A 20,727-nucleotide genomic window follows, 5' to 3' on the forward strand; every position below is an offset into this window, starting at 1 on the left:
ATCAGTCAAACCCGGAGCACAGTCCGGCCTATCCAGAGAACGAGACCATGGCAAAGATCATTGTCACAGCGAGCCCGTTACCCGGCCATGTCCTGCCTCTCGCGGCGATCGCGGCCAACCTGACGGCACGAGGGCACGAGGTGCTCTTCTACACGGGCGCCCAGTTCAAAGAGCAGGTCCGCAGGACAGGGGCGCGCTTCGTCCCGTACCCCGCGGAGGTCGACCCCAGCAGCGGCGCCTTCAACGCCGTCTTCCTCGATCGCGAGAAGCTCGCCCCCGTCGAACGCATCGCCTTCGACATCAAGCACTTCGGCGCCGACCCCGCGCCGGTCCACGACAAGCACCTTCAGGATCTGCTCGCCGAGTTCCCCGCGACCGTGGTGATCAGCGAGCACACGTCCTTCGGAACGATGCCGACGGCACTGCGTGCCCCTCGGGGCCGGCGCCCGCTGGTGGTGAGCATCGGCATCACGCCGCCCACCTTCGACAGCGTGGACATCGCACCCTTCGGGCCGGGGCTGCTCCCGCCCACCACCGACGAAGAACGCGCTCGCTACACCGAGATGCGCGTCCAGACGGGGGCGATGTTCGCCGATGCGCAACAGTATGTGGAGGGCGTCTTCACCTCGATGGGCGTCACGCTCCCCGGCCCGCTCTTCAACGCCATGGCCACAGTCCCGGATCACCTGCTCCAACTGACCGTCCCCGCCTTCGAGTACCCGCGAAGCGACGCGCCGCCGGGCTTCCGCTTCGTCGGCCACCTCCCGGCCGACCCGGGCAGCGACTTCGAACGCCCCGACTGGTGGGCGGACTTGTCCTCCGGCCGACCGGTCGTCATCGTCACCCAGGGCACTTTGGAGAACACCGACCTGTCCCAACTCGTCGTCCCCGCGCTCCGCGCGCTGGCGGACGCGGACGTCACCGTCGTCGCCGCCACCGCACGCGCCGACGGCCCTGACGCGGTACGGAAGGAGATGGGCGGCCAGGTCCCCGACAACGTCCACCTCGCCGGATTCATACCCTTCGAACAGCTGCTGCCGCTCGCCGACGTCCTGGTCACCAACGCCGGCTACGGCGGTGTCCAGACCGCCTTGAGCCACGGTGTCCCGCTCGTCGTCGGCGGTGAGACCGAGGACAAGCCCGAGGTCGCCGCCCGTGTCGAGTGGTCCGGTACCGGCGTCAATCTGCGCACCGCCCGCCCACAGGCGGCCGCCGTCCGCGTCGCCGTCGACGAGGTGCTCGACGACCCGCGGTACCGAAAGCGTGCGGGCGAGATCCAGGGCCAGTACGCCCAGTACAGCCCCTTCGACCTCATCGCGGAGATCGTCGAGCAGGCCTAGAAAACCGGCCCCCGACTGCTGGTCGACGCGGAGACCCATGACGAGTTCATGGAGGCTGTGCGTCGACCAGCAGTGGGTGAAGCGGGCCGCCGCATGTTGAGGTTCCTTGCTTGAGCACGCTAACCTGAAAGGATGACCGCCGAAGATCCCCTGACAGCCGAGGAAGAGCGTTTCTGGCGCGCCTTGATGCGCATCATCGTCGCGCTGCCGCGTTCGCTGGATGAAGATCTGCTGCGGTCGACAGGGCTGACGCTCACTGAGTACGTCGTGCTGATGAACCTCTCCGAGGCCGAGAACCAGGAGCTCCGGATGGCGGATCTCGCCTCGGCGACCGCGCTGTCGGCGAGTCGTATCACCCGCGTGGTGGACGCGCTGCAGAGCCGCGGCCAGGTCGTCAAGCGGCGCTACGAGGGGGACGCCCGGGGGAACGTCGCGACCCTCACCCCGGAAGGGCTGAAACGACTTCAGGCGGCATATCCGGTACACCTGGCGAGCGCCCGCAAGCGGGTCATGGACCATCTCGACGGTCGGTCCCTGCCGGCCATGGTGAGGCAGTTCGGAGCGGTGGTTGAAAAGCTCGACTGAGTTCCACGCAGCGGTGGTCGAGAAGCTCGACTGAGATCCGTCGTCGTCATCGCGAACGCGGAAGGTCCCGGACACGCTCTTCGTGTCCGGGACCTTCCGCGTGCCGGGGTAGTGCTTCGCACCGCCCTCCGACCCCCTCAGGGCGTGGAGGGGCGTGTCTCGGTCCAGTCGACCATCAGGCGGCGCTCGGCGAAGAACCAGCCGCCGTCCTCCTTGGTGAATTCGTCGAGATAGCGAATCGACGCGATCATGAGGGTGCGCTGCCCGGACTCGTCGACCGAGACATGGTGGGCCAGGCAGTAGCTCTCGCCCGTCGCCCGGTTCCCGTCCAGAGTGATCGTGCTCTGGCCGTTGAAGTGCGTTGTGGCCCGGTAGACATTGAGGTTCTCGAACACCGGGGCGAGGGACTCGCGGCCGTGCAGTTCCTGTGTCGGCTCTGCCACCGTGGCGTCCATGAACACCAGGAAGCGGCTGTCCTCGGTGAACAGGGCCATCTGACCCTTGGCGTCCCGCCGGTCCGCGCAGTGCGCGTAGGCGTCCACCAGCTCACGGATGGCCAGCCGGTCGGCGGCTTCCTGGGGCGAGATCGAAGTGTGGGAGGCCAAGACGGTTCCTTTCGGCACACTATTTTACAGATGTATAAAATCACTGCTCATGGCAGGGTGCAACGTGAACAGCAGGGAGGGCGGAATGCTGAACGACCGGATCGATCCACGCATCACCCGCACGACCCAGGCCTTCGAGCAGGCCATCGTGGACCTCGCCGCGCAGCGGCCCGTCTCCCGGATTACCGTCGCCGAACTCGCCGACCGGGCCGGGGTCACCCGTGCGACGTTCTACAACCGCTACCGCACTCCCCTCGACCTGCTCATCCAGGTCCTCCACGCGGACCTGGAGCGAGGCCACCGCCTGGAGGAAGAGCGGCGTGCACAAGGCGGGCACTCGGCCCGCGAGCTGCTTCGCCTGGCCACGACGGAGGTGGCCGACCACGTGGAGCGGTTCGTCGCGGTGTACCGGCACTCCCTAGCTGATCCGGCGGACAGCGGGGTGTACGAGGCGCTCGTACGTCACTTCGGCGACTACGCCCTGGCGTTCATGAACCGTGGCCACCACCCGGGGCTTCCCGAAGCCAACCGTCAGGTGATCGCGCAGTTCATGGCCCACGGCTTCGCCGGCGCCATCCGGGCCTGGCTCAACGACCCGTCGGTCACGAAGGACGACATGGTCGACGCGTCCGTGGCCTGCGCTCCCGCCTGGTGGGCGGTCGACGCCGTCGCCACGGACACGTCCGCTCGTCCGTAGGAGCCGCCGCCGAGTCCCGTCAACTCCCGTACGCCCGCCGGGCGATGTGCTCCGCGATCATGATGGTGGTCGCGTTGGTCACGGTCGACGGGACCTCGGGCATGATCGATGCGTCGACCACGCGCAGACCCGCCAGTCCCTTCACCGCCCCCGACTCGTCGACGACGGCCCACTCGTCCCAGGGCCCTCCCATGGGCACGGTCGACGTCGGGTGTCCGTAGGTGGAGATTCCTGCCGCGATCGCCGCCTCCAGCTCCTCGTCGCTGCGCACCGCGTCACCCGGTACGAGTTCGGCGGCCACCGCACCGGCGAAGGGCGGGGCGCTCGCCAGACGTCGTACGAGCTTCACGCCCTCCAGCATGCGACTGCGGTCCCTGGCCGTCGCGAAGTAGTTGTTGTCGATGACCGGAGCGTCGTGGGGATCACGACTGGCCAGCCGCACCGAGCCACGCGACTCCGGCCGGGTGACGGCCGCGGCGAGGAGGATCGCCCCGCCGGTGGGGCTGAAGGAGCCGTCCAGCAGATGCGTGGCGACGACGCTGAGGTCCAGTTCGCCGACGTGTGCCTCGCGCGAGGCGAGCCACAGATGGGCCTGGAAGGCGGACGTCATGGTCTGGTGCTCGGGTGCGAGGGCGAACAGCGAGTGGAAGAACGGGTGATCCTGCAGCCTTCGGCCGACCGGGAGGTCGGCGACCACGTCAATGCCCAGGGCCCGCAGATCCTCGGCCGGGCCGACACCGGAGCGCAGCAGGATGGCCGGGCTGCCGTAACTGCCCGCCGACAGCACCACCTCGGCGGCCCGGAAGACCGTGCCCGACGCGCTCACGACGCCTCGCGCCACGCCGTGCTCGATGAGTACCTTGTCGATCGTGATGTCGCTCAGCACCGTCAGATTCGGGCGGCGCCGCACCTTCGGCGTCAGGTACACCAGGGCGGTGTTCTGGCGCATCCCGTCGACGATGTTGACAGGGTAGCCGCCGGTGCCGTCCTGCCGGGCGCCGTTGAAGTCGTCGTTCCGCCGGAACCCCAGGTCGGCCGCGCTGTCCACGAACGCCCGCAGAGGGGACGTGAGTTCCTCGTACGTCCACTGCCGGATGGGAAAGGGGCCGGTGCGGCCGTGGTAGGCGTCGTCACCGGCCGGCGTGTTCTCCATGTCCCTGAAGGCCGGGAGGACCTCCTCGTACGACCACCCTTTGATCCCGTAGCGGTCTCCCCAGGCGGCGAAGTCCGCCGCGCGTGCCCGGATCGCCGCACCCGCGTTGACCGACGAACTGCCGCCCATGGCCCGGCCGCGAGGTGCGGGGATGCTCGGGGCGCGGTCGGTGGCGCGCGCGGTGTAGCCCCAGTCGTGGTCGGGGTCGGCCAGTAGGTGCGGGGCCAGCAGTCCTTCGGGGAGCCGGTCGGCGGGGTAGTCCGGGCCTGCCTCGATCAGCAGGACCGTGCGCCGCGGATCCTCGCTGATCCTGGCGGCGAGCGCGGCGCCGGCGGAACCTCCGCCGATGATGACGACATCGGCGGAGTGTCCAGGTTGTTCGCTTGGGGTGCTCATCTGCGTCTCCCTATTTATATGCTTCCGCAAGCAATTAAAATGGTGATCGTCGACTGTGCGGTGTGCTCGGTCAGATGTGCAGTGCTTCCGGTACGAGGCGCTCGCCCAGCAGTCGCAGCGCGGCATGCTGATCGGCGCCGCGGATCGGTCCGATGACGTGGTCGATGCCGATGTGATCCAGTCGGCGCAGTTCCGCGAGCAGGACCGGGATGTTCTCGCCCTGTGCGCCGGGGTCGAGGGGGAGCAGGACCGTCTTCTCGATCTCGTCGTAGTCGCGCCCGGCCTGATCGCAGTGTCTGCGGAGCACGTCGAGTTTGTGCTGGAGGTCGGGGCCGTGGAAGAGGTTGCAGGCGTCCGCGTACTCCGCGACGAGTCGCAGGGTTTTCCGCTCGCCGGATCCGCCGATCAGGATCGGTGGGCGGGGTTGCCGTACGGTCCTGGGGGAGTTGAGGGTGCGCTCGAGTCGGTAGTAGCGGCCATCGAAGGGCTTCTCGTCGTCGCTCCACATCTGCAGGCAGATCCGAAGCGTCTCCTCGAGTCGCTCGAACCGCTCCGACACCGGAGGGAACGGCAGGCCGAGTCCGCGCGCCTCGGCGATGTTGAAGCCGGCTCCGACGCCGATACCCAGTGCGGCGCGGCCCTCGGATAGGACGTCGAGCGTGGTGATCATCTTGGCCAGCAGCCCGGGTTCGCGGTAGCCGACCGAGGTCACCAGGGCGAGAAGCTCCGCGCGTTCGGTGGACGCCGCCAGGTAGCCCAGTGTGGTGTACGCCTCCAGCATCTCCTGCTCGGAGGCGCCGACGATCCCGATCTGGAAGAGGTGATCCATGACGGCGATGCGTGTGAAGCCGTACTCCTCCGCGGTGCGGGCGAGACGGCCCACGTGACGTGCGATGCCTGTCGGGCCCCCGGGCTGGGTGAAATCCGCGATGGCGATGCCGAGGTTCATGCCGGCCTTCCGTCGTGCGAACCGCTGGATCGATCGCCATCGAGTATGCCTGGGTCACTATGTGCTTTGTCAAGCAATAAAAAGGGTGCGGGAGAGGTGAGAGCGAGTGCTGCAGGTGCCGCCGCCTCTGTGCGCGATGTGGCCTGCTGTGCAGTCAGACGACCGATGACGTGACGTTCCCTCCGCGGCGACGCTGGGTCCTCAACCGGACCGCTGACTCCGGGAGGAATCATCGTGATCAACCGACACCGCCCTCTGCTTGCGCACTGGGATTGGCAGATGCGAGCGCTCTGCCGCGGCATGGACAGTGCCCTCTTCTTCTCGCCGCACGCCGAACGCGGTATTGAGAAGCAGGCGCGGGAGGAGAAGGCCCGGGAAATCTGCAGGCGCTGCAGCGTGATCGAAGCTTGCGCGTGGACCGCGTTGAGCAGTCGTGAACCGTACGGAGTCTGGGGCGGCTTGTCCGAGAACGAGCGCCGCACGCTTCAACAAGCCCCAGGCCGTGGCCCCGTGACGGAAAAGGCGCCCGGTCGGTCCCGCTCGGGCGGCGACCGGCCGCAGTCGCTTCGCACCCTTCCGCGCGCGCCGCTCCCCGGACGAAGCGAAGGTCGCCGAGATGCCGTGGACGATGCTGAACAGGTCGAAGGCCGTGGCGAGTGAGACCACGGCGATGTCCGGTTGCGGAGGGAAGTCATGGACCCTCCGGTACTGGTCGGTCGGCATCGCGAAGTCAGGGTGCCGGCCGAGCTCTTCGAGCGAACGCCGCCCGACAGTGCGGTTCTGCTATGTGCTTGACGGCGCAAATAGTTGTAAAGGTCTGCCGGCAGCCCGCCAGTAACGGCAGGTGACCTGTGTACTGGGTAGGGTTGGCCAGTGGCCAGTGGCCAGTGGCCAGTGGCCAGTGGCCAGTGGCCAGTGGCCAGTGGCCAGTGGCCAGTGGCCAGTGGCCAGTGGCCAGTGGCCAGTGGCCAGTGACCAGTGACCCGAAGCCGAGGCCGCCGCCGAGTTGATGCTCCTCTCCGGAGTTGCTTGACAAGCGGGGGGCAGAAGGAGAGTCTTGTTGCCGACGCAAGCAAATGAATACCTCCGTCCGTGACCGTCGATGGCCGCCCCGGATCCCCCTCGGCGCACCCATCAAGGAGAAGCGACATGACCCCTGAACTAGGCCTGTCCCTGCCCGAGTTCGGCACGCACGTACCGCCTGTCAGCAAGGTGGTGGCGCGGTGAGCGGCAGCGTGGCGATCGTGGTCGGCGCCGGTGGTGCCCTTGGCCGTGCGACCGCCTTGGCCCTTGCCGCCGACGGCTTCACGGTTGTGGCCGTCGACCGCAACGCGCACGCGCTCAAGGAGTTGCCCGACACCATCGGCCGCGAAGTCGGCGACGCAAGCGATCCGGACGTGGCCAGGGCTCTCGTCGACCGGATCGCCGCTGAGGCCGGTCCTCCGGACGTGCTGGTGAACGCCCTGGGTGCGTTCGATCTCTCCGACACGTTCACCACGACGCCCGAAGCGCTGCGCCTCATGGTCGACGTGAACCTGGGTGCGGCCCTGTGGCTGAGCCAGGCGGCCGGGGTCCACATGCGAACGCGTGGGTCCGGAGCCATCGTGCACGTCTCCGCGCGGCCGGGGCTCGAACCGACCGCGGGCATGACGGCCTACGGCGTCAGCAAGGCCGCGCTCGCGCACCTCGTCCGCATCCTCGACCTCGAACTGCGTCCCAGCGGCGTCCGGGTGAACGCGGTAGCCCCGCAGCTGATCGACACCCCCAAGAACCGCGGCTTCCTCAGCGAGGACCAGCTGGCGCACGCGGTTTCCCCGGAAGCGATCGCGAAAGTGATCGCCTTCCTCGTGAGTGATGCCGCCGCACCGATCAGCGGAGCGATTCTGCCGACCTACGGCGGCTGACCCCGGCCACCGCGGCAGGTGCTTACCGCGGCAAGGCGCCGCAAGGAGAAACCCCATGCCAGAGAGCAGTGTTTCCGCCCGGACCGCACCGGCGGCCACCCACGCGGGCCGCGTCGCGGTCGTCACCGGCGCGGCCCGCGGCCTCGGCGCCGCCATCGCCCGTGGGCTGGCGCGCCGCGGCGCGACCGTCGCCGCTGTCGATCTCACGACCGCCGAGCAGACCCAGGAAGAGATCGAGAAGGCCGGCGGCACGTGTGTCCCACTGATCGCCGATGTGTCCGACCCGGCCGCCGTACAGGCACTGCACGCAGCCGTGCGCGCCGTCTGCGGGCCGACCGACATCCTGGTCAACAACGCCGGGATCGCCGGCGTGGCACCGCTGGCCGACGTCGACTTCGCCCATTGGCGCCGCGTGTTGTCGACCAACCTCGACTCCCAGTTCCTGATGGCCATGGCATTCGCCGGGGACATGCGGGAGCGCGGCTGGGGACGGATCGTCAACATGAGTTCCTCGTCGATCTACACCACGACCAGGAACATGACGCCGTACATGGCCAGCAAGGCCGGGATCCTCGGCCTGACCAGTGGCCTGGCGAACGACCTCGCCGCCGACGGCATCACGGTCAACGCCGTGTCTCCGGCGTTCACCCGCACCCCGCTGATCGACGAAACGGTCGCCGAGGGGGCCATGCCGCCCGACATCAACACCCTCCTCGCCGACGAGCAGGCGATCAAGCGCCCAGCCGTGCCCGAGGACATGGTCGGCACGGTGCTGTTCCTCACCGGCGACGACGCCGAGTTCGTCACCGCCAAGTTCATCGCCGCCGACGGCGGCTACACCCGCAACTACTGACTTCGACCCGCCCGCGAACCATCCCGCGCTTCCGCCCCGAAGCGCGCCGGGCGCCTGATCGGAACCATTTGCTACCAGACCAGCCGAATCAATTACCAGACCAGCCAAATCAATTGATTGTGAAAGGCAGTAGCGACATGTCTGAGCTCGATTCCTCCACGAACCGTCGTTCGTTCCTGGCCAGGTCAGCGAAGATCGCGGCCGTACCGGCGCTCGCCGCCGTGGCCGGCGGTGTCCTCGCCGAGCCGGCCGCCGCGGCCTCCACCGAACTGCCGGACTACGCCCCGATCCCCGCCTCGGCACTCGGCCCCGCGGTCAACGCCCAGGGCTATTACGTCGGCCGGATCAAGCGGAACCTGTACTGGGTCACCGACTCCACCTACCAGGCCGCGTTCCTGACGACCAAGGAAGGCGTCGTACTGTTCGACGCGCCTCCGACCATCGGGCACAACCTGCAGCGCGCCATCAACGAGATCGCCGCCGCCAACGGCACCTCCAACAAGGTCACCCACATCGTCTACTCCCACCACCACGCCGACCATCTCGGGGCCTCGTCCCTGTTCGGCCGTCACGTGGAGCGGATCGGCCACGTTGAGAACCGCCGGCTGCTGCTGCGCGACAACGACCCGACGCGCCCGGCACCCAACGTCACCTTCGAGCGCCACAAGACCCTGCGCGTCGGCGGGGAGCGCATCGAACTGTTCCACAAGGGCACCAACCACAGCGCCGACAACATCTACATCCACTTCCCGGACCACGACGCCCTCATGCTCGTCGACATCGTCCTGCCCGGCTGGGTGCCGTTCCAGAACCTCAACATCAACGAGGACGTCCAGGGGGCCATCGCCGCGCCGGGCAAGGCCCTCGAGTACCCGTGGACCCACTACATCGGCGGGCACATGGGGCGCCTCGGCACCCGTCGCGACATGACCGTCCACCAGCAGTACGTCGACGACATCGTCGACGGGGTCAAGAAGGCGATGGCCAACGTCGACCCGACCCCGTTCTTCACCAAGTACGGCAACAACACCTGGGCAGGCGTCAAGACCTACCAGGACGCCCAGGCCGAGTACGCCGCCGCCCCGGTCATCAAGAAGTACACCGGCGTCCTGGCCGCCGCCGACGTCTACACCGCCAGCCACGCCTTCACCATCCTCGAGTCCATCCGCCTCGACCTCGGCTACGGCTCCCAGGTCCACGCCTGAGCATGGCAAGACATGGCAAGACCAGGTCCCTGCCGCTGTGGGGGAGCGGCGGGGACCTGCCACACCTGGTCCTCGATCCAGCCGTCCGGCAATCAGCCCATCAACACACGTACACCACCGTGCACTTCACGGCCGAGCGGCCTCGGCAAAGGAGAAACGTCGTGTCAGGTTCCGTACACGATCTCGAACAGGCCGGGTCATTCGCACTCGGCAACTGGCGCGTACGCAGAGTCGGTTACGGCGCGATGCAGCTGGCCGGTGCCAACGTCTTCGGGCCGCCCCGCGACCGCGACGAAGCCCTGCGTGTGCTGCGTGCCGTGGTCGAGAGCGGGGTCAACCACATCGACACCGCCCAGTTCTACGGACCGGGAGTGGTGAACGACCTCATCCGCGAGGCGCTGCACCCCTACCCGGCCGACTTGGCGATCGTGAGCAAGGTGGCCGCCCGCCGTGACGCCGACGGCGCCGTGCTGCGGTTCGACGAGCCGGACCAACTGCGCCAGGGCATCGAAGACAACCTGGCCACCCTGGGCACCAGCCGCCTGGCGGCCGTGAACCTGCGCATCATGGACCACTCCCCGCCCGGCAAACGGTTCGACGCCCAACTGGCGAGCCTGATCCGAGCCCGCGACGAGGGCCTCATCGACGGGATCGGCCTGAGCAACATCTCGCGGCAGCACCTGTTGCGAGCCGTCGACCAGACCGAGATCGTCTGCGTGCAGAACCTGTTCAACCTGGCGGACCAGAGTTCTGCGGACGTCCTGACCGAGTGCACGCTACGCGGTATCGCCTTCGTTCCGTTCTGCCCGCTCGGGTGGCCGCGCGCCACCCAGAAAAAGATCCTCACCAGCCCTGTACTCGCGGCGCTGGGATCCAGGTTGCAGGCCTCCCCGGCGCAGATCGCCCTCGCGTGGCTTCTCGACCTCGCACCGAACATTCTGCTCATCCCCGGAACCAGCACCCGCACGCACCTGACCGAGAACCTCCACGCCGCCGGCGTCGAACTCGACGATGCCTCCCGCGAGGAGTTGGCCAGGTACTTCCCGGCCGCCAAATGATCGGGCTTGACCGGTCCCGTCGGAGGAGCATCGACTCCGTCACAGGAGCACCGACTCCGCCGGAGTAGCACCGACAGGAATGAGCCCGCGGCGGCTCAGGTGCGGCGGGCGGCTGTGTAGGCGCGCTCCAGTTCCGCCGCCGCGGTCATGAAGCCTTCCTGCCCGGTCTTCTGGATCGCTTCCACAGCGAGCTGCTCAAGTGTCATCCACACAGCGGTGATTGGCTTGCGCATCGCTTCTCCGTTCTCGGAGAGCGAGACGATCATGGCTCTGCGGTCGCTGGCGGACGGCTCACGGGTGAGCAGGCCGGCATCCACCATCCGTCTGATCGAACGCGACACCGTCGAGTGGTCAAGACCCACGGCCTGCTGGAGCTCGGCCTGGGTCTGGCCGTTCCTCTCGAAGAGCTGCATGAGGATGAGCTCCTGCCCTGGGTGCAGACCGATGTCGGAGAGCAACTCGGCGCCGTAGCCGTGTAGGGCCCGGGCCAGCGCGAACAGCCCGAAGCTCACGGGTGCGGTGGCTATCAGGGCGGGTCGGCGGATCATCCCCTCCGGAGCATCTGCCATGGACGGTCCTCCCGAAATCAGGGTGCGATTGCTTGACATTGTGTGGCTAGACACGTAATTATGTAGCTAGACAAGTTCTTCTGGCGCCGGATCACGCTTTCCCTGGTTGACCTGCGCAGGAAGCACTTTAGTGAAGGTGGTTCGCATGCCCCGGTTGGGTCGTCTGTGGATCATCGGCACGTGCGACACCTGGTCCCGGGGTCGGCTTCGGCCGACGGTGCACCAGCTGCGGTGGACGGCCTCAACCTGCTGTCACTGAGCTGTCTGCGGTAGCCCTCTGCATCGCTGCCCCCGTCTCCAGCCTCCGCGGCGGGCTCACCGACGTCCGGCAACGCCGGTGCGTCGCCCCTGCCGAACTGTTTCCGGCCTTTCCAGCGACGGCGCGTTCGTCGTTCCGGCGGCCGCCCATGCCACTTCCGGCGGTTCGCCATCGATATCGCCCGTTTGTCATCAATGAATCGGAGTAAATGATGAGTACCTCCCTCACTGCCGTTGACCTGCTGCGGCGCAGCCTGGACAAGTTCCTCGCCAAGGACATGAAGGGTTGGGCGGACCTGTGCGCCGACGACGTCGTCGCCGAGTTCCCCTTCGCTCCTGAGGGCACTCCGACGAGGCTGGAAGGCCGCGATGCCGTCTACGAGTACCTGCGCAACTATCCCGACGTCATCGACGTACGCACGCTCCCCTCGGTGCGGATCCATGCGACCGACGACCCGAATCTGGCCGTCGCGGAATGGAGCGCCTCCGGCACGGTCCTGACCAACGGGAACCCCTACGAGATGAGCTATGCCACCTTCGTGACGATCCGCGACGGTCAGATCGTCAACTACCGCGAATACTGGAACCCGCAGGCCTTCCTGGCGGCCATGAGCGGCTCGGAGTTCTAGAGGGCGAGGATCGGGACAAGTGGCCGGACCCTGAGCAGTGTCGGCCGACCCCACCCCATGCGGGCGGGGCCGGCCGATGCCGGCGCACGGGCCGGAGGCACTCCCAGACCGCTGGTCAGGCGTGTGTCCGCTCGCCCGGTTAGACTCCCTCGCGGGTGCGAGTGGAGGATGCGGCGGATGGCAGAACACAGGGCGGACACGACTTCGGAGGGCGTCCTTGTGCGTCCGGGAACCGCGGATGGCGGACCGGTTAGTTACGCGATCATCGCTCTGGCGCGAGTGCACGGCGGGTACGCCGGCGAACTGTTGCGCGGTCTCGGTCTCCACGTAGGCCAGGAGCTGATCCTGATGCAGCTTCTGGAACGCGATCACCAGAGCCAGTCCGAGCTTCTCAAGGCCTTGGGTATGGAGCATTCCACGGTGTCGCGGTCCCTTCGCCGGATGCAGGAGGCCGGGTTCGTGACCCGCAAGCCGGCGGACCGTGACCGCAGGGTCATGATCGTGTCCCTGACGGAGAAGGGGAAGGCGACTCGTGAGCCGCTCGCCCAGATGATGGCGAGGCTGGAGCAAGCCACCGTGGAGTCCCTCGACGAGGCGTCCCGCGAGACGTTCATCGCTCTCGCGCGGGCGATGGAGTGCACGATCTCGGCTCAACGCGGTCGGTGAACTCGCAGTCCACGGGCGGCGGATGACGGCTCGCGGGCGGACAGCAGGGCCGGAGCGACTTCGGGTGACGCACCCGTGCTCATGTGCTCACGTCAGCGGACCCTTCCCCGTGCTTTCAGTGGCACCGGCGGCAGTTCGGGGGCGGGCAGCGGTGACCCGTCGTACCCCTTCACTTCGCCGAAGCGGGTGCCGGTCATCCACTCGGAGCGGGCCTGTGCGATGTCCTCCTGGGAACGCCCGACGAAGTTCCACCACATGACGATCTTCTCCTCGAAGGGTTCACCACCGAGCAGCAGCAGTCCGCTGTCGCTGAGGGCACGCAGCGGGAGTTCGGTCCGCCCGCAACCCAGATAGAGCATCGATCCCGGGTCCAGACGCACTCCGTCGACCTCGGTGGCTCCCGACATCGTCAGCACGGCGTACTCGAAGTCGGGATTTACCGGCAGTCGTACGTTGGTACCCTCGGCGATCGTGAGATCGGCGCCGACCAGCGGGGAGTACGTGGTGCCCGGCGAGGCCGTGTGGTCCAACTCGCCCAGGATGACGGTGGCGGTGAGGCCCGAGGCCGTGACTACGGGCAGGTCGGCGTGGTGCTCAAAGGCGGGTGTGACGTCGCGGTGGGCATCGGGCAGGGCGACCCACAGTTGAGCGCCGTGTAGGAAGCGGGGATGGGACTGAGTGCTCTGCTCGGCGTGGGCGATGGCTCGGCCGGCTGTCATCAGGCCGAGTTCGCGGGGCCGGATGGTCGACTCACTGCCGATGCTGTCGCGGTGCAGTACTTCGCCGGCGTGCAGCCAGCTGACCGTCTGCAAACCGGTGTGCGGGTGCGGCGGGACCCGCATGCCGGGCTCGTCCGCGATGTCGTCGGGACCGTAGTGGTCCACGAAGCACCAGGCGCCGACCATCCGGCGCCCGAGATTGGGCAGCAACCGGCGGACCACGGTCGAGCTGCCGATCTGTGCCTCCCGGGGGCTGAGGAGTTCGCGGACCGGGTGGGCGGAGACGTCGGATCGCCCGCCGCACAGGCGGGTCGGTGGGTGGATTTCGAGATTGCTCATGGGCCTTCGCCCCTTCCGTCAGCGATGCGCCCGGGTGATCCGGACCGCATTCTCAGGGATCAACCGGCTCACAGCCCGAACCGGGCGCGCTGCCCCTCGGGCACCAGGTCGACGTACTCAGGGTGCTTGGAGATCCAGCCGCGGATGTACGCGCAGAACGGAAGCACGGCGAGCCCCTGCTCCCTGGCCGAGTCGAGGGCTGCCCGAGCGAGTTTCCCCGCCAGGCCGCGTCCCTCGAAGCGGGGGTCGATCTCGGTGTGGATGAAGGCGATCTCGTCCTTGAACCGGTGATATTCGGCGAACCCGACCCTCTCCTCCGCTTCGAAGATTTCGAAACGCGACTGATCCGGATTGTCTGCAACCAGGGTTCCCATCGCTCCTCCTTGAGTGCCGTCACTGATGGCTGGCGCCGAGTGCGCGTGTGTCCCTCTGGGCGATTCTAGTTGATGCATCAACTAGAGCAGGATGGAGTACCGCAAGATGACGCGTCAACAAATCGTTTACGCTGGAGCGTATGACTGAGGCGACGCGCTGGCTCACCGAAACCGAGCAACACGCCTGGCGCAGCTTCGTCAGCCTGCAGGAGAAACTCGTCGGTCGGCTGGCCCGCGAGGTGCAGGCCGATTCGGGTCTGTCCGGCGCCGACTACGGCGTCCTTGTGCACCTCACCGAGGTGCCGGAGGGGCGACTGCCTGTACTGGCGTTGGCCAAGGCGGTGGAGTGGGAGAAGAGCCGGATGTCCCACCATGTCAATCGGATGGCCAAGCGCGGTCTGGTCGTCCGGGAGGACTGCCCCACTGATGGACGGGTGGCGTTCATTGCCGTCACCCCTGCCGGCCGCGAAGCCATCGCCGCCGCGGCCCCTCGTCATGTCGAAGCGGTCCGTCGCCTGTTCATCGATCCGCTCGGCCCGGCAGAGCTTGCCATGCTCGACCAGATCTCCAACCGGCTCCTCGAAGGGCTGGGCAAAGACTGCCTGTGATTGAGCGGTACGGGGCGCGGCGACCCCGCTGATCTGAGGTGTCACCCCTTGTCGGAATAGAGGCGGGGCGTTGCATGTTCATCATATGGTTGATGTGTCAACTATATGAAAGAGGGTGAGCGCGATGCAGATCGGGATCTTCACCGTCGGTGATGTCACCGCCGATCCGACCACGGGCCGGACGCCGACCGAGCACGAGCGGATCAAGGCGATGGTCGCCATCGCGCAGAAGGCCGAGGAGGTCGGCCTGGACGTGTTCGCGACCGGCGAGCACCACAACCCGCCCTTCGTACCGTCGTCCCCCACGACCATGCTCGGCTGGATCGCGGCGCGCACCAACCGGATCATCCTGTCCACGGCCACCACGCTGATCACCACCAACGACCCGGTGAAGATCGCCGAGGACTTCGCCATGCTTCACCACCTGGCCGACGGGCGCGTGGACCTGATGATGGGCCGCGGCAACACCGGCCCCGTCTACCCCTGGTTCGGCAAGGACATCCGCCAGGGCATCAACCTCGCCATCGAGAACTACGCCCTGCTGCACCGTTTGTGGCGCGAGGACGTCGTCGACTGGGAGGGCAGGTTCCGCACGCCGCTGCAGAGCTTCACTTCCACCCCCCGGCCTCTGGACGACGTACCGCCGTTCGTCTGGCACGGATCGATCCGCTCCCCGGAGATCGCCGAGCAGGCCGCCTATTACGGCGACGGCTTCTTCGCCAACAACATCTTCTGGCCCAAGGAACACTTCCAGCGGCTCATAGGCCTCTACCGGGAGCGGTACGCGCACTACGGCCACGGCACACCGGAGCAGGCCATCGTCGGCGTCGGCGGCCACATCTTCATGCGCCGCAACTCCCAGGACGCCGTACGGGAGTACCGGCCGTTCTTCGACCACTCACCCCAGATGGGCGGCGGCCCTTCGTTGGAGCAGTACATGGAGCAGACCCCGCTGATCGTGGGCAGCCCCCAGGAGGTCATCGACAAGACGCTGACCTTCCGCGAGCACTTCGGGGACTATCAGCGCCAGTTGTTCAACGTCGACGGTGTGGGCGTACCGCTGAAGACCGTGCTGGAACAGCTCGACATGCTCGGCGAAGAGGTGGTCCCGGTCCTGCGCAAGGAGTTTGCCAGGAACCGGCCCGCGGACGTTCCCGACGGCCCGACCCATGTCGCGCTGCGCGAAGCGCGCGACGACCGGGCCGGGTCCGCGGGTTCGGCGGCCTGAAACGGCAGCGCGCCGATACGAGTGAAAGGCTTAGCGGCGGTTGTCGTCCTGAGGTTCCGGAACCGCTGCCCCTTCCTCAGCGGCGGTCTTCTCTTCGTGGGACAGGCGGTACGCCACGGCGAGTCCCCAGGGGACACCCAAGAGGATGACGAGGGTGAGGCCGAGGACGAGGGGAGCCGGGCGGGCGGCTCCGACTCCCACACACACGACGGCCACGGCGACGCAGGTGCGGGCCAGCGGCCGGTAGAGGCCGCGGTCCAGATGCCAGACCCGCAGGGAGCTCGCGAGCACCATCGTCGTGCAGAGCACGACGGCCGCGCCCCCGCAGAGCACCCAAGCCGTGGCGGCGGGGGTACGGCCGTCGTGGGCGTGTTCGACGAGGCCGACCATCGCGGCGCCCATGGCGGCCACCGTGGCAGTGAGCGGCAGGTGAACCAGCATCCACTGCACGGTGCTCACGCGTGTGGGCCTCGGTAGCCGGTGGCCGGCGAAGTCGAAGTACGTCCACCAGGCACCGAAGCCGACGACGACGGCGACGAGCCCGACGGCGAGGGTGAGCGCGTTGGTCGGTTCATGGGCCAGCCCGTCGACCACCGCGGTCACGGTCTCGCCGAGCACGATGATGATGAACAGGCCGAACCGTTCGGTGAGCGCGTGGGTCACGCTGAGCGCGACCGACTGCACCGGGGTGGCCGTACCGATCACGACCGCGAACCCCGCCAGATAGACGACGGCCAACAGACCCCACGTCAGCACGCGGACACCGGCGGGCAGGGCGGCACTCGCGGCCAGGACGATCGCGCAGACCGCCGTCCCGCTCACGAACAGCCTGCTGGGACGGCGGAATTCGGGACTGTCACCACGCGCGGCGAGCAGCCACAGCACCGCTAGGACCGCGAACAGCACCCCCGCGTCCACGGCGAACGCGACTCCGCGTGCGCCGCCCGCCTCGGGGATGAACGCACCCAGCGGCACGAGCACCAGGATCTGCAGCAGGAACAGGCTCCGGCCGCGGGCATCGTCGTGTCCGTGCAGTTCGTGGTGGAGGCTGCCGTTGAGCCAGGCGATCCACACCAGCGCGAACACCGCGGCGAACTCGCCGAGCCCGCGCCAGGTCAGGTGTGCGGCCAAGTGGTGAGCGGCCTGGGCGACCAGGACGACCACGACCAGGTCGTAGAAGAGTTCGAGCGGGCCGACCACCCGTTCGCGCGGCTGCTCACCATGGGCGCGCGGCGGCCGCCAGAGCTGGCTGCGCAGCCGGGCCCACTGCTCGTGTCGCGGAGTCATGTCCGGAGCCCGGATCGCTAGTTGACGAGAGCCTTGGACACGGCCCACAGGCGTGCCGCGTTCTCCCGGTCCAGGGCGTACGGCGCGACGCCGGCGACGGCACCGGCTCGCTCGGCGACGGGCTTGGCCTCGGCACAGTCCTCGAAATAGCGGCCGGTGACGCCCTCCACCGTCGGTGAGGCGGCCAGCAGCACCGAGGTCGCGGCGCCCTGCTCCACCGTCTTCCCCGGCGGCAGCGCCAGTTCGCCCGAGGCGAGGAAGGCGGCCACCTGCTCCATGTCCATGTGCCGGGCCAGGGAGGTGTCCGCGATGTTGCCCGGCATCAGAGCGTTGGCGGTGATGCCGTCGTCGGCCCAGCGTTCGGCGGCACCGACGGCGAACAGGGCGTTGGCCGTCTTCGACTGTCCGTAGGAGGTCCACGGGTCGTAGGGCCGGAAGCGGTAGTCCAGGTCGTCGAAGACGACCGGTGAGAAGAGGTGGCCGATCGAGCTCACCGAGACGACCCGTGCGCCGTCCGCCGCCGCGAGTGCCGGGTGCAGGCCGGTGGCGAGGGCGAAGTGGCCCAGGTGATTGACGCCGAACTGCCATTCCCGGCCGTCGGATGTGCGGGTGAGCTCCGGCGTGGCCATCACACCGGCGTTGTTGACCAGGATGTGCAGCGGGCCCTGCCAGGCCGCCACGAACTCCGCGACCGTCGACCGGTCGGCCAGGTCGAGCCGTCCCACGGTCAACTGTCCTGACTCAGGCGGCAGTTCCTTCTCCAGGCGCGCCACCACTCCGGCACCTGCGTCGGTGTCCCGTACGGCCAGGGTGACGTCGGCGCCCGCGGCGGCGAGCGCCCGGACGGTCTCCACTCCGATCCCGGAACTGGCTCCGGTCACCACGGCCCTGCGGCCGTGCAGGTCGACGCCGTCGGTTACCTCGGCGGCGGTTGTGCTCGCCCCGAAGGTGTGGGGAGTCTGAGGTGTGGACATGAGGTGAGTCTCCTGACGTGGATGTGGCCCCGCGAGGGGATCTTGTGAGGCGCCGGTCGGCTGTCAGCCGTTGAGCGTGCCCATGAACTCGGGTGCGTAGCGGTCGCCGGTGACCACGCCGTGCGGGGCGACCGCCTCGATGGCGGCGATGTCGTCGGCGGTCAGGGTGACCTCGGTCGCGGCGACGTTCTCCTCGAGGTAGCGGCGGCGCTTTGTACCGGGGATGGCGACCGCGCCCTGGTACTGGACCCAGGCGAGCGCCAGCTGGGAGGGCGTGACGTTCTTGTCGTCGGCGAGGCGGCGGACCTCGCGTACGACGTCGAGATTGCGGTCGAAGTTCTTGCCCTGGAACCGGGGGTCGGTCCGGCGCCAGTCGTCCTCGGTGAAGTCGTCTGGGCTGGTGATGGCGCCGGACAGGAAGCCGCGCCCCAGCGGGGAGTAGGCGACCAGTCCGATCCCCAGCTCCCGCAGAGTGTCGAGGACTCCGTCGTGCTCGATGCCGCGCTCGAAGAGCGAGTACTCCGTCTGGACGGCGGCGAGCGGGTGGACGGCGTGGGCCCGTCGGATCGTCTCCGCAGACGCCTCGCTCAGGCCGATGTCGCGGATCTTGCCCTCCGCGACGATCTCGGCCAGGGCTCCGACGGTCTCCTCGATGGGCACCTTGGGGTCGATGCGGTGCAGGTAGTACAGGTCGACGTGGTCCGTGCCCAGGTGCCGCAGCGAGCGATCGAGGGCGTGCCGGACGTACTCGGGTCGGCCGTTGAGATCGCGTACCTGGCCGTCGTCGGTGATCTCGACACCGGTCTTGGTCGCGACCACGGCGGATTCCCGGCGCCCTGCCAGCGCCTTGCCGAGAAGCTGCTCATTGACGAAGGGGCCGTAGCTCTCGGCCGTGTCCAGCAGGGTGACGCCGAGTTCCAGCGCGCGGTCGATGGTGGCCAGCGACTCCGTCTCGTCGGCGGCGCCGTAGAACGCGCTCATACCCATGCAGCCGAGTCCTTGGACGCCGACGGTCAGGCCCTGGCCGCCGAGTGTGCGCTGTTCCATGAGGGTTCCTCGTTCCGTAACTAACTGGATAGATACGTTACCGTAGACCTGTGCACCGCCTATGTCAATAACTAGATAGTTACTTGCTAAGGTGACCCGCATGCCACGGGACTCAAGCGCCACAAAGGCCCGGCTGCTCGACGCGGCCTTCAACGAATTCGCCGCCTACGGCATCGCCGGTGCCCGAGTGGACCGGATCGCGGAGGCCGCGGAGGCGAACAAGCGGCTGATCTACGCGTACTTCGGCAACAAGGAGCAGTTGTTCGACGAGGTACTGCAACGCGCGATGACGGCCGGCGCCGAGTCGGTGCCGTTCGATGTCGATGACCTGCCCGGATATGCCGCCGCGATCTTCGACCATCTCGTCGCCCGGCCGGCCCTGATGCGCCTACGCCTATGGAAACTGCTGGAGCGTCCTGCCGCAACCGGACTCGAACCGGACGCCTTCCGCCGCAAAGCCGCCGAAGTGGCCGCCGCGCAGCAGCGTGGAGAGGTCGCCCGGGAGATGGTGCCTGCCGACCTCCTGACCATGGTTCTCGCCGCGGCTCAGGCGTGGTTCTGGGCCGCCGAGGGTGTCGACCCCGAAGAGGTCAGCCGGTCCTGGTCGTCGGAGCGGCTGGCCCAGCACCGCTCGGCGGTCGTCGAGGCCGCCCGCCGGATGAGCGAGCCGAAGGCCGTCGGCGAGTAGCAGCCTGATGGGCATGCACGGGGTACGGCGGGTCCGTCTCCTTCGTGGCCCTGACCTGCGAAAACATAGTGGCACCCACCTGGGCGACTGTGACGCCATGCGATGTCGAAAAGGGGACGACCTGCCCCCGCCGCATGCTCCTCAAGCGCCGGTCACAGCCAAGTCGTGGCCAGCCATACGGTCACGGCCGCGGCGAGGATGAGCGCGATGTTCAGGGCGATCCGGCGGTCTCCCCGGTTCAGGTGGACTCCGGTCGCGCCGAACTGCAGGAGCACGAACCCGATGGACGCGGCCAGGGCCAGGCCGGGTGCGATGCCCGTCAGCGGCGGCAGGATCAGCCCGATCGCGCCGAGCACTTCGAGCACCCCGATGGTCCTGACGGCCGGCATCGGAGTGCGGTCCACCCACGCCATCATCGGCTGGAGCTGCTCGCGGGTCCGGATCACCTTTATCCCGCCCCCGTAGAGGTAGAAGAGAGCGAGCATGGCGGCGACGATCCAGTACGCGACGTGCATGATTCCCATCCAGGGTTGGCAGTTGGGCGGGGTGCCCGGCCGAACAGCTCGTCGCCGTCCGGGCCGACCACGGGTACGGCG

Annotated in this window: 23 protein-coding genes; 13 read left to right on the forward strand and 10 right to left on the reverse strand. The window is 68.0% G+C overall.

Features of this window, described 5'->3' with window-relative positions; all coding sequences use genetic code 11:
• Positions 1-47 precede the first annotated feature (47 nt).
• Positions 48-1,340 (forward strand): glycosyltransferase, encoded by a 1,293-nt coding sequence (locus OG266_RS41525; protein WP_371552057.1) that lies wholly within the window; start codon positions 48-50, stop codon positions 1,338-1,340.
• Positions 1,341-1,472: 132 nt separating this feature from the next.
• On the forward strand, positions 1,473-1,925 hold the full coding sequence (locus tag OG266_RS41530) for a MarR family winged helix-turn-helix transcriptional regulator (RefSeq protein WP_266469632.1): 453 nt from the start codon (positions 1,473-1,475) through the stop codon (positions 1,923-1,925).
• Positions 1,926-2,062: 137 nt separating this feature from the next.
• On the opposite strand, the gene OG266_RS41535 is transcribed toward OG266_RS41530, so the two are convergent.
• Positions 2,063-2,530: a nuclear transport factor 2 family protein gene (locus OG266_RS41535; RefSeq protein WP_266469634.1), complete on the reverse strand. Its 468-nt coding sequence runs from the start codon at positions 2,528-2,530 to the stop codon at positions 2,063-2,065.
• Positions 2,531-2,579: 49 nt separating this feature from the next.
• On the opposite strand from OG266_RS41535, the gene OG266_RS41540 reads away from it, so the two are divergent.
• Positions 2,580-3,227: a TetR/AcrR family transcriptional regulator gene (locus OG266_RS41540; protein ID WP_371552058.1), complete on the forward strand. Its 648-nt coding sequence runs from the start codon at positions 2,580-2,582 to the stop codon at positions 3,225-3,227.
• A gap of 19 nt (positions 3,228-3,246) precedes the next feature.
• Here OG266_RS41540 and OG266_RS41545 read toward each other — a convergent pair whose 3' ends face one another.
• Positions 3,247-4,776 (reverse strand): GMC family oxidoreductase, encoded by a 1,530-nt coding sequence (locus tag OG266_RS41545; protein WP_371552059.1) that lies wholly within the window; start codon positions 4,774-4,776, stop codon positions 3,247-3,249.
• Positions 4,777-4,846: 70 nt separating this feature from the next.
• A complete protein-coding gene (locus OG266_RS41550; RefSeq protein WP_371552060.1) occupies positions 4,847-5,725 on the reverse strand; it encodes an LLM class F420-dependent oxidoreductase in 879 nt (292 codons plus the stop codon).
• A 234-nt stretch (positions 5,726-5,959) separates the two neighbouring features.
• On the opposite strand from OG266_RS41550, the gene OG266_RS41555 reads away from it, so the two are divergent.
• The 5 genes from OG266_RS41555 to OG266_RS41575 all read left to right on the forward strand — a co-directional run bounded on the left by OG266_RS41555 (position 5,960) and on the right by OG266_RS41575 (position 10,745).
• Entirely contained in the window at positions 5,960-6,385 is a 426-nt protein-coding gene (locus OG266_RS41555) for a WhiB family transcriptional regulator (RefSeq protein ID WP_371552061.1), read from the forward strand.
• A 563-nt stretch (positions 6,386-6,948) separates the two neighbouring features.
• Positions 6,949-7,629 (forward strand): SDR family NAD(P)-dependent oxidoreductase, encoded by a 681-nt coding sequence (locus OG266_RS41560; protein WP_371552062.1) that lies wholly within the window; start codon positions 6,949-6,951, stop codon positions 7,627-7,629.
• Between the two features lie 55 nt (positions 7,630-7,684).
• Positions 7,685-8,482, forward strand: coding sequence for an SDR family NAD(P)-dependent oxidoreductase (locus OG266_RS41565; protein ID WP_371552063.1), 798 nt, complete (start codon positions 7,685-7,687; stop codon positions 8,480-8,482).
• Positions 8,483-8,619: 137 nt separating this feature from the next.
• Positions 8,620-9,687, forward strand: a complete 1,068-nt coding sequence (locus OG266_RS41570; protein ID WP_371552064.1) for an MBL fold metallo-hydrolase — start codon at positions 8,620-8,622, stop codon at positions 9,685-9,687.
• 161 nt (positions 9,688-9,848) lie between these two features.
• Positions 9,849-10,745 (forward strand): oxidoreductase, encoded by an 897-nt coding sequence (locus OG266_RS41575; protein ID WP_371552065.1) that lies wholly within the window; start codon positions 9,849-9,851, stop codon positions 10,743-10,745.
• A 95-nt stretch (positions 10,746-10,840) separates the two neighbouring features.
• On the opposite strand, the gene OG266_RS41580 is transcribed toward OG266_RS41575, so the two are convergent.
• Positions 10,841-11,314, reverse strand: a complete 474-nt coding sequence (locus OG266_RS41580; RefSeq protein WP_371552066.1) for a MarR family winged helix-turn-helix transcriptional regulator — start codon at positions 11,312-11,314, stop codon at positions 10,841-10,843.
• 470 nt (positions 11,315-11,784) lie between these two features.
• On the opposite strand from OG266_RS41580, the gene OG266_RS41585 reads away from it, so the two are divergent.
• Positions 11,785-12,201 (forward strand): nuclear transport factor 2 family protein, encoded by a 417-nt coding sequence (locus OG266_RS41585; RefSeq protein WP_266469649.1) that lies wholly within the window; start codon positions 11,785-11,787, stop codon positions 12,199-12,201.
• Between the two features lie 177 nt (positions 12,202-12,378).
• Complete coding sequence (locus OG266_RS41590; RefSeq protein ID WP_266469651.1) at positions 12,379-12,867, forward strand: MarR family winged helix-turn-helix transcriptional regulator; 489 nt, start codon at positions 12,379-12,381, stop codon at positions 12,865-12,867.
• 92 nt (positions 12,868-12,959) lie between these two features.
• On the opposite strand, the gene OG266_RS41595 is transcribed toward OG266_RS41590, so the two are convergent.
• Positions 12,960-13,925 carry a pirin family protein gene (locus OG266_RS41595; RefSeq protein WP_371552067.1) on the reverse strand — a complete coding sequence of 322 codons (966 nt, stop codon included), beginning with the start codon at positions 13,923-13,925 and terminating at the stop codon, positions 12,960-12,962.
• Positions 13,926-13,993: 68 nt separating this feature from the next.
• Positions 13,994-14,299, reverse strand: coding sequence for a GNAT family N-acetyltransferase (locus tag OG266_RS41600; protein ID WP_266469653.1), 306 nt, complete (start codon positions 14,297-14,299; stop codon positions 13,994-13,996).
• Positions 14,300-14,439: 140 nt separating this feature from the next.
• On the opposite strand from OG266_RS41600, the gene OG266_RS41605 reads away from it, so the two are divergent.
• On the forward strand, positions 14,440-14,907 hold the full coding sequence (locus OG266_RS41605) for a MarR family winged helix-turn-helix transcriptional regulator (RefSeq protein ID WP_266469655.1): 468 nt from the start codon (positions 14,440-14,442) through the stop codon (positions 14,905-14,907).
• A 124-nt stretch (positions 14,908-15,031) separates the two neighbouring features.
• On the forward strand, positions 15,032-16,135 hold the full coding sequence (locus OG266_RS41610) for an LLM class flavin-dependent oxidoreductase (RefSeq protein ID WP_371552068.1): 1,104 nt from the start codon (positions 15,032-15,034) through the stop codon (positions 16,133-16,135).
• Between the two features lie 30 nt (positions 16,136-16,165).
• On the opposite strand, the gene OG266_RS41615 is transcribed toward OG266_RS41610, so the two are convergent.
• The 3 genes from OG266_RS41615 to OG266_RS41625 form a co-directional block, all read right to left on the reverse strand.
• The gene (locus tag OG266_RS41615; RefSeq protein ID WP_371552069.1) at positions 16,166-17,422 is read right to left on the reverse strand and encodes a low temperature requirement protein A; all 1,257 of its coding nucleotides are present in this window, start codon (positions 17,420-17,422) and stop codon (positions 16,166-16,168) included.
• A gap of 17 nt (positions 17,423-17,439) precedes the next feature.
• The gene (locus OG266_RS41620; RefSeq protein ID WP_266469660.1) at positions 17,440-18,396 is read right to left on the reverse strand and encodes an SDR family NAD(P)-dependent oxidoreductase; all 957 of its coding nucleotides are present in this window, start codon (positions 18,394-18,396) and stop codon (positions 17,440-17,442) included.
• Positions 18,397-18,459: 63 nt separating this feature from the next.
• Positions 18,460-19,443 carry an aldo/keto reductase gene (locus tag OG266_RS41625; protein ID WP_371552070.1) on the reverse strand — a complete coding sequence of 328 codons (984 nt, stop codon included), beginning with the start codon at positions 19,441-19,443 and terminating at the stop codon, positions 18,460-18,462.
• A 100-nt stretch (positions 19,444-19,543) separates the two neighbouring features.
• On the opposite strand from OG266_RS41625, the gene OG266_RS41630 reads away from it, so the two are divergent.
• Positions 19,544-20,131, forward strand: coding sequence for a TetR family transcriptional regulator (locus tag OG266_RS41630; RefSeq protein ID WP_371552071.1), 588 nt, complete (start codon positions 19,544-19,546; stop codon positions 20,129-20,131).
• 152 nt (positions 20,132-20,283) lie between these two features.
• Here the strand turns inward: OG266_RS41630 and OG266_RS41635 are convergent, their stop codons facing one another.
• Entirely contained in the window at positions 20,284-20,646 is a 363-nt protein-coding gene (locus OG266_RS41635; RefSeq protein WP_371553153.1) for a DoxX family protein, read from the reverse strand.
• Positions 20,647-20,727: the final 81 nt, after the last annotated feature.

This window comes from Streptomyces sp. NBC_00554 (assembly GCF_041431135.1).
GTDB lineage: Bacteria > Actinomycetota > Actinomycetes > Streptomycetales > Streptomycetaceae > Streptomyces.

Coding starts and splice junctions, on each gene's coding strand:
- OG266_RS41525 (WP_371552057.1), top strand. CDS start 48: ATGGCAAAGATCATTGTCACAGCGAGCCCGTTACCCGGCCATGTCCTG.
- OG266_RS41530 (WP_266469632.1), top strand. CDS start 1,473: ATGACCGCCGAAGATCCCCTGACAGCCGAGGAAGAGCGTTTCTGGCGC.
- OG266_RS41540 (WP_371552058.1), top strand. CDS start 2,580: ATGGCAGGGTGCAACGTGAACAGCAGGGAGGGCGGAATGCTGAACGAC.
- OG266_RS41545 (WP_371552059.1), bottom strand. CDS start 4,776: ATGAGCACCCCAAGCGAACAACCTGGACACTCCGCCGATGTCGTCATC.
- OG266_RS41550 (WP_371552060.1), bottom strand. CDS start 5,725: ATGAACCTCGGCATCGCCATCGCGGATTTCACCCAGCCCGGGGGCCCG.
- OG266_RS41565 (WP_371552063.1), top strand. CDS start 7,685: ATGCCAGAGAGCAGTGTTTCCGCCCGGACCGCACCGGCGGCCACCCAC.
- OG266_RS41570 (WP_371552064.1), top strand. CDS start 8,620: ATGTCTGAGCTCGATTCCTCCACGAACCGTCGTTCGTTCCTGGCCAGG.
- OG266_RS41580 (WP_371552066.1), bottom strand. CDS start 11,314: ATGGCAGATGCTCCGGAGGGGATGATCCGCCGACCCGCCCTGATAGCC.
- OG266_RS41585 (WP_266469649.1), top strand. CDS start 11,785: ATGAGTACCTCCCTCACTGCCGTTGACCTGCTGCGGCGCAGCCTGGAC.
- OG266_RS41590 (WP_266469651.1), top strand. CDS start 12,379: ATGGCAGAACACAGGGCGGACACGACTTCGGAGGGCGTCCTTGTGCGT.
- OG266_RS41595 (WP_371552067.1), bottom strand. CDS start 13,925: ATGAGCAATCTCGAAATCCACCCACCGACCCGCCTGTGCGGCGGGCGA.
- OG266_RS41600 (WP_266469653.1), bottom strand. CDS start 14,299: ATGGGAACCCTGGTTGCAGACAATCCGGATCAGTCGCGTTTCGAAATC.
- OG266_RS41605 (WP_266469655.1), top strand. CDS start 14,440: ATGACTGAGGCGACGCGCTGGCTCACCGAAACCGAGCAACACGCCTGG.
- OG266_RS41610 (WP_371552068.1), top strand. CDS start 15,032: ATGCAGATCGGGATCTTCACCGTCGGTGATGTCACCGCCGATCCGACC.
- OG266_RS41615 (WP_371552069.1), bottom strand. CDS start 17,422: ATGACTCCGCGACACGAGCAGTGGGCCCGGCTGCGCAGCCAGCTCTGG.
- OG266_RS41620 (WP_266469660.1), bottom strand. CDS start 18,396: ATGTCCACACCTCAGACTCCCCACACCTTCGGGGCGAGCACAACCGCC.
- OG266_RS41625 (WP_371552070.1), bottom strand. CDS start 19,443: ATGGAACAGCGCACACTCGGCGGCCAGGGCCTGACCGTCGGCGTCCAA.
- OG266_RS41630 (WP_371552071.1), top strand. CDS start 19,544: ATGCCACGGGACTCAAGCGCCACAAAGGCCCGGCTGCTCGACGCGGCC.
- OG266_RS41635 (WP_371553153.1), bottom strand. CDS start 20,646: ATGCACGTCGCGTACTGGATCGTCGCCGCCATGCTCGCTCTCTTCTAC.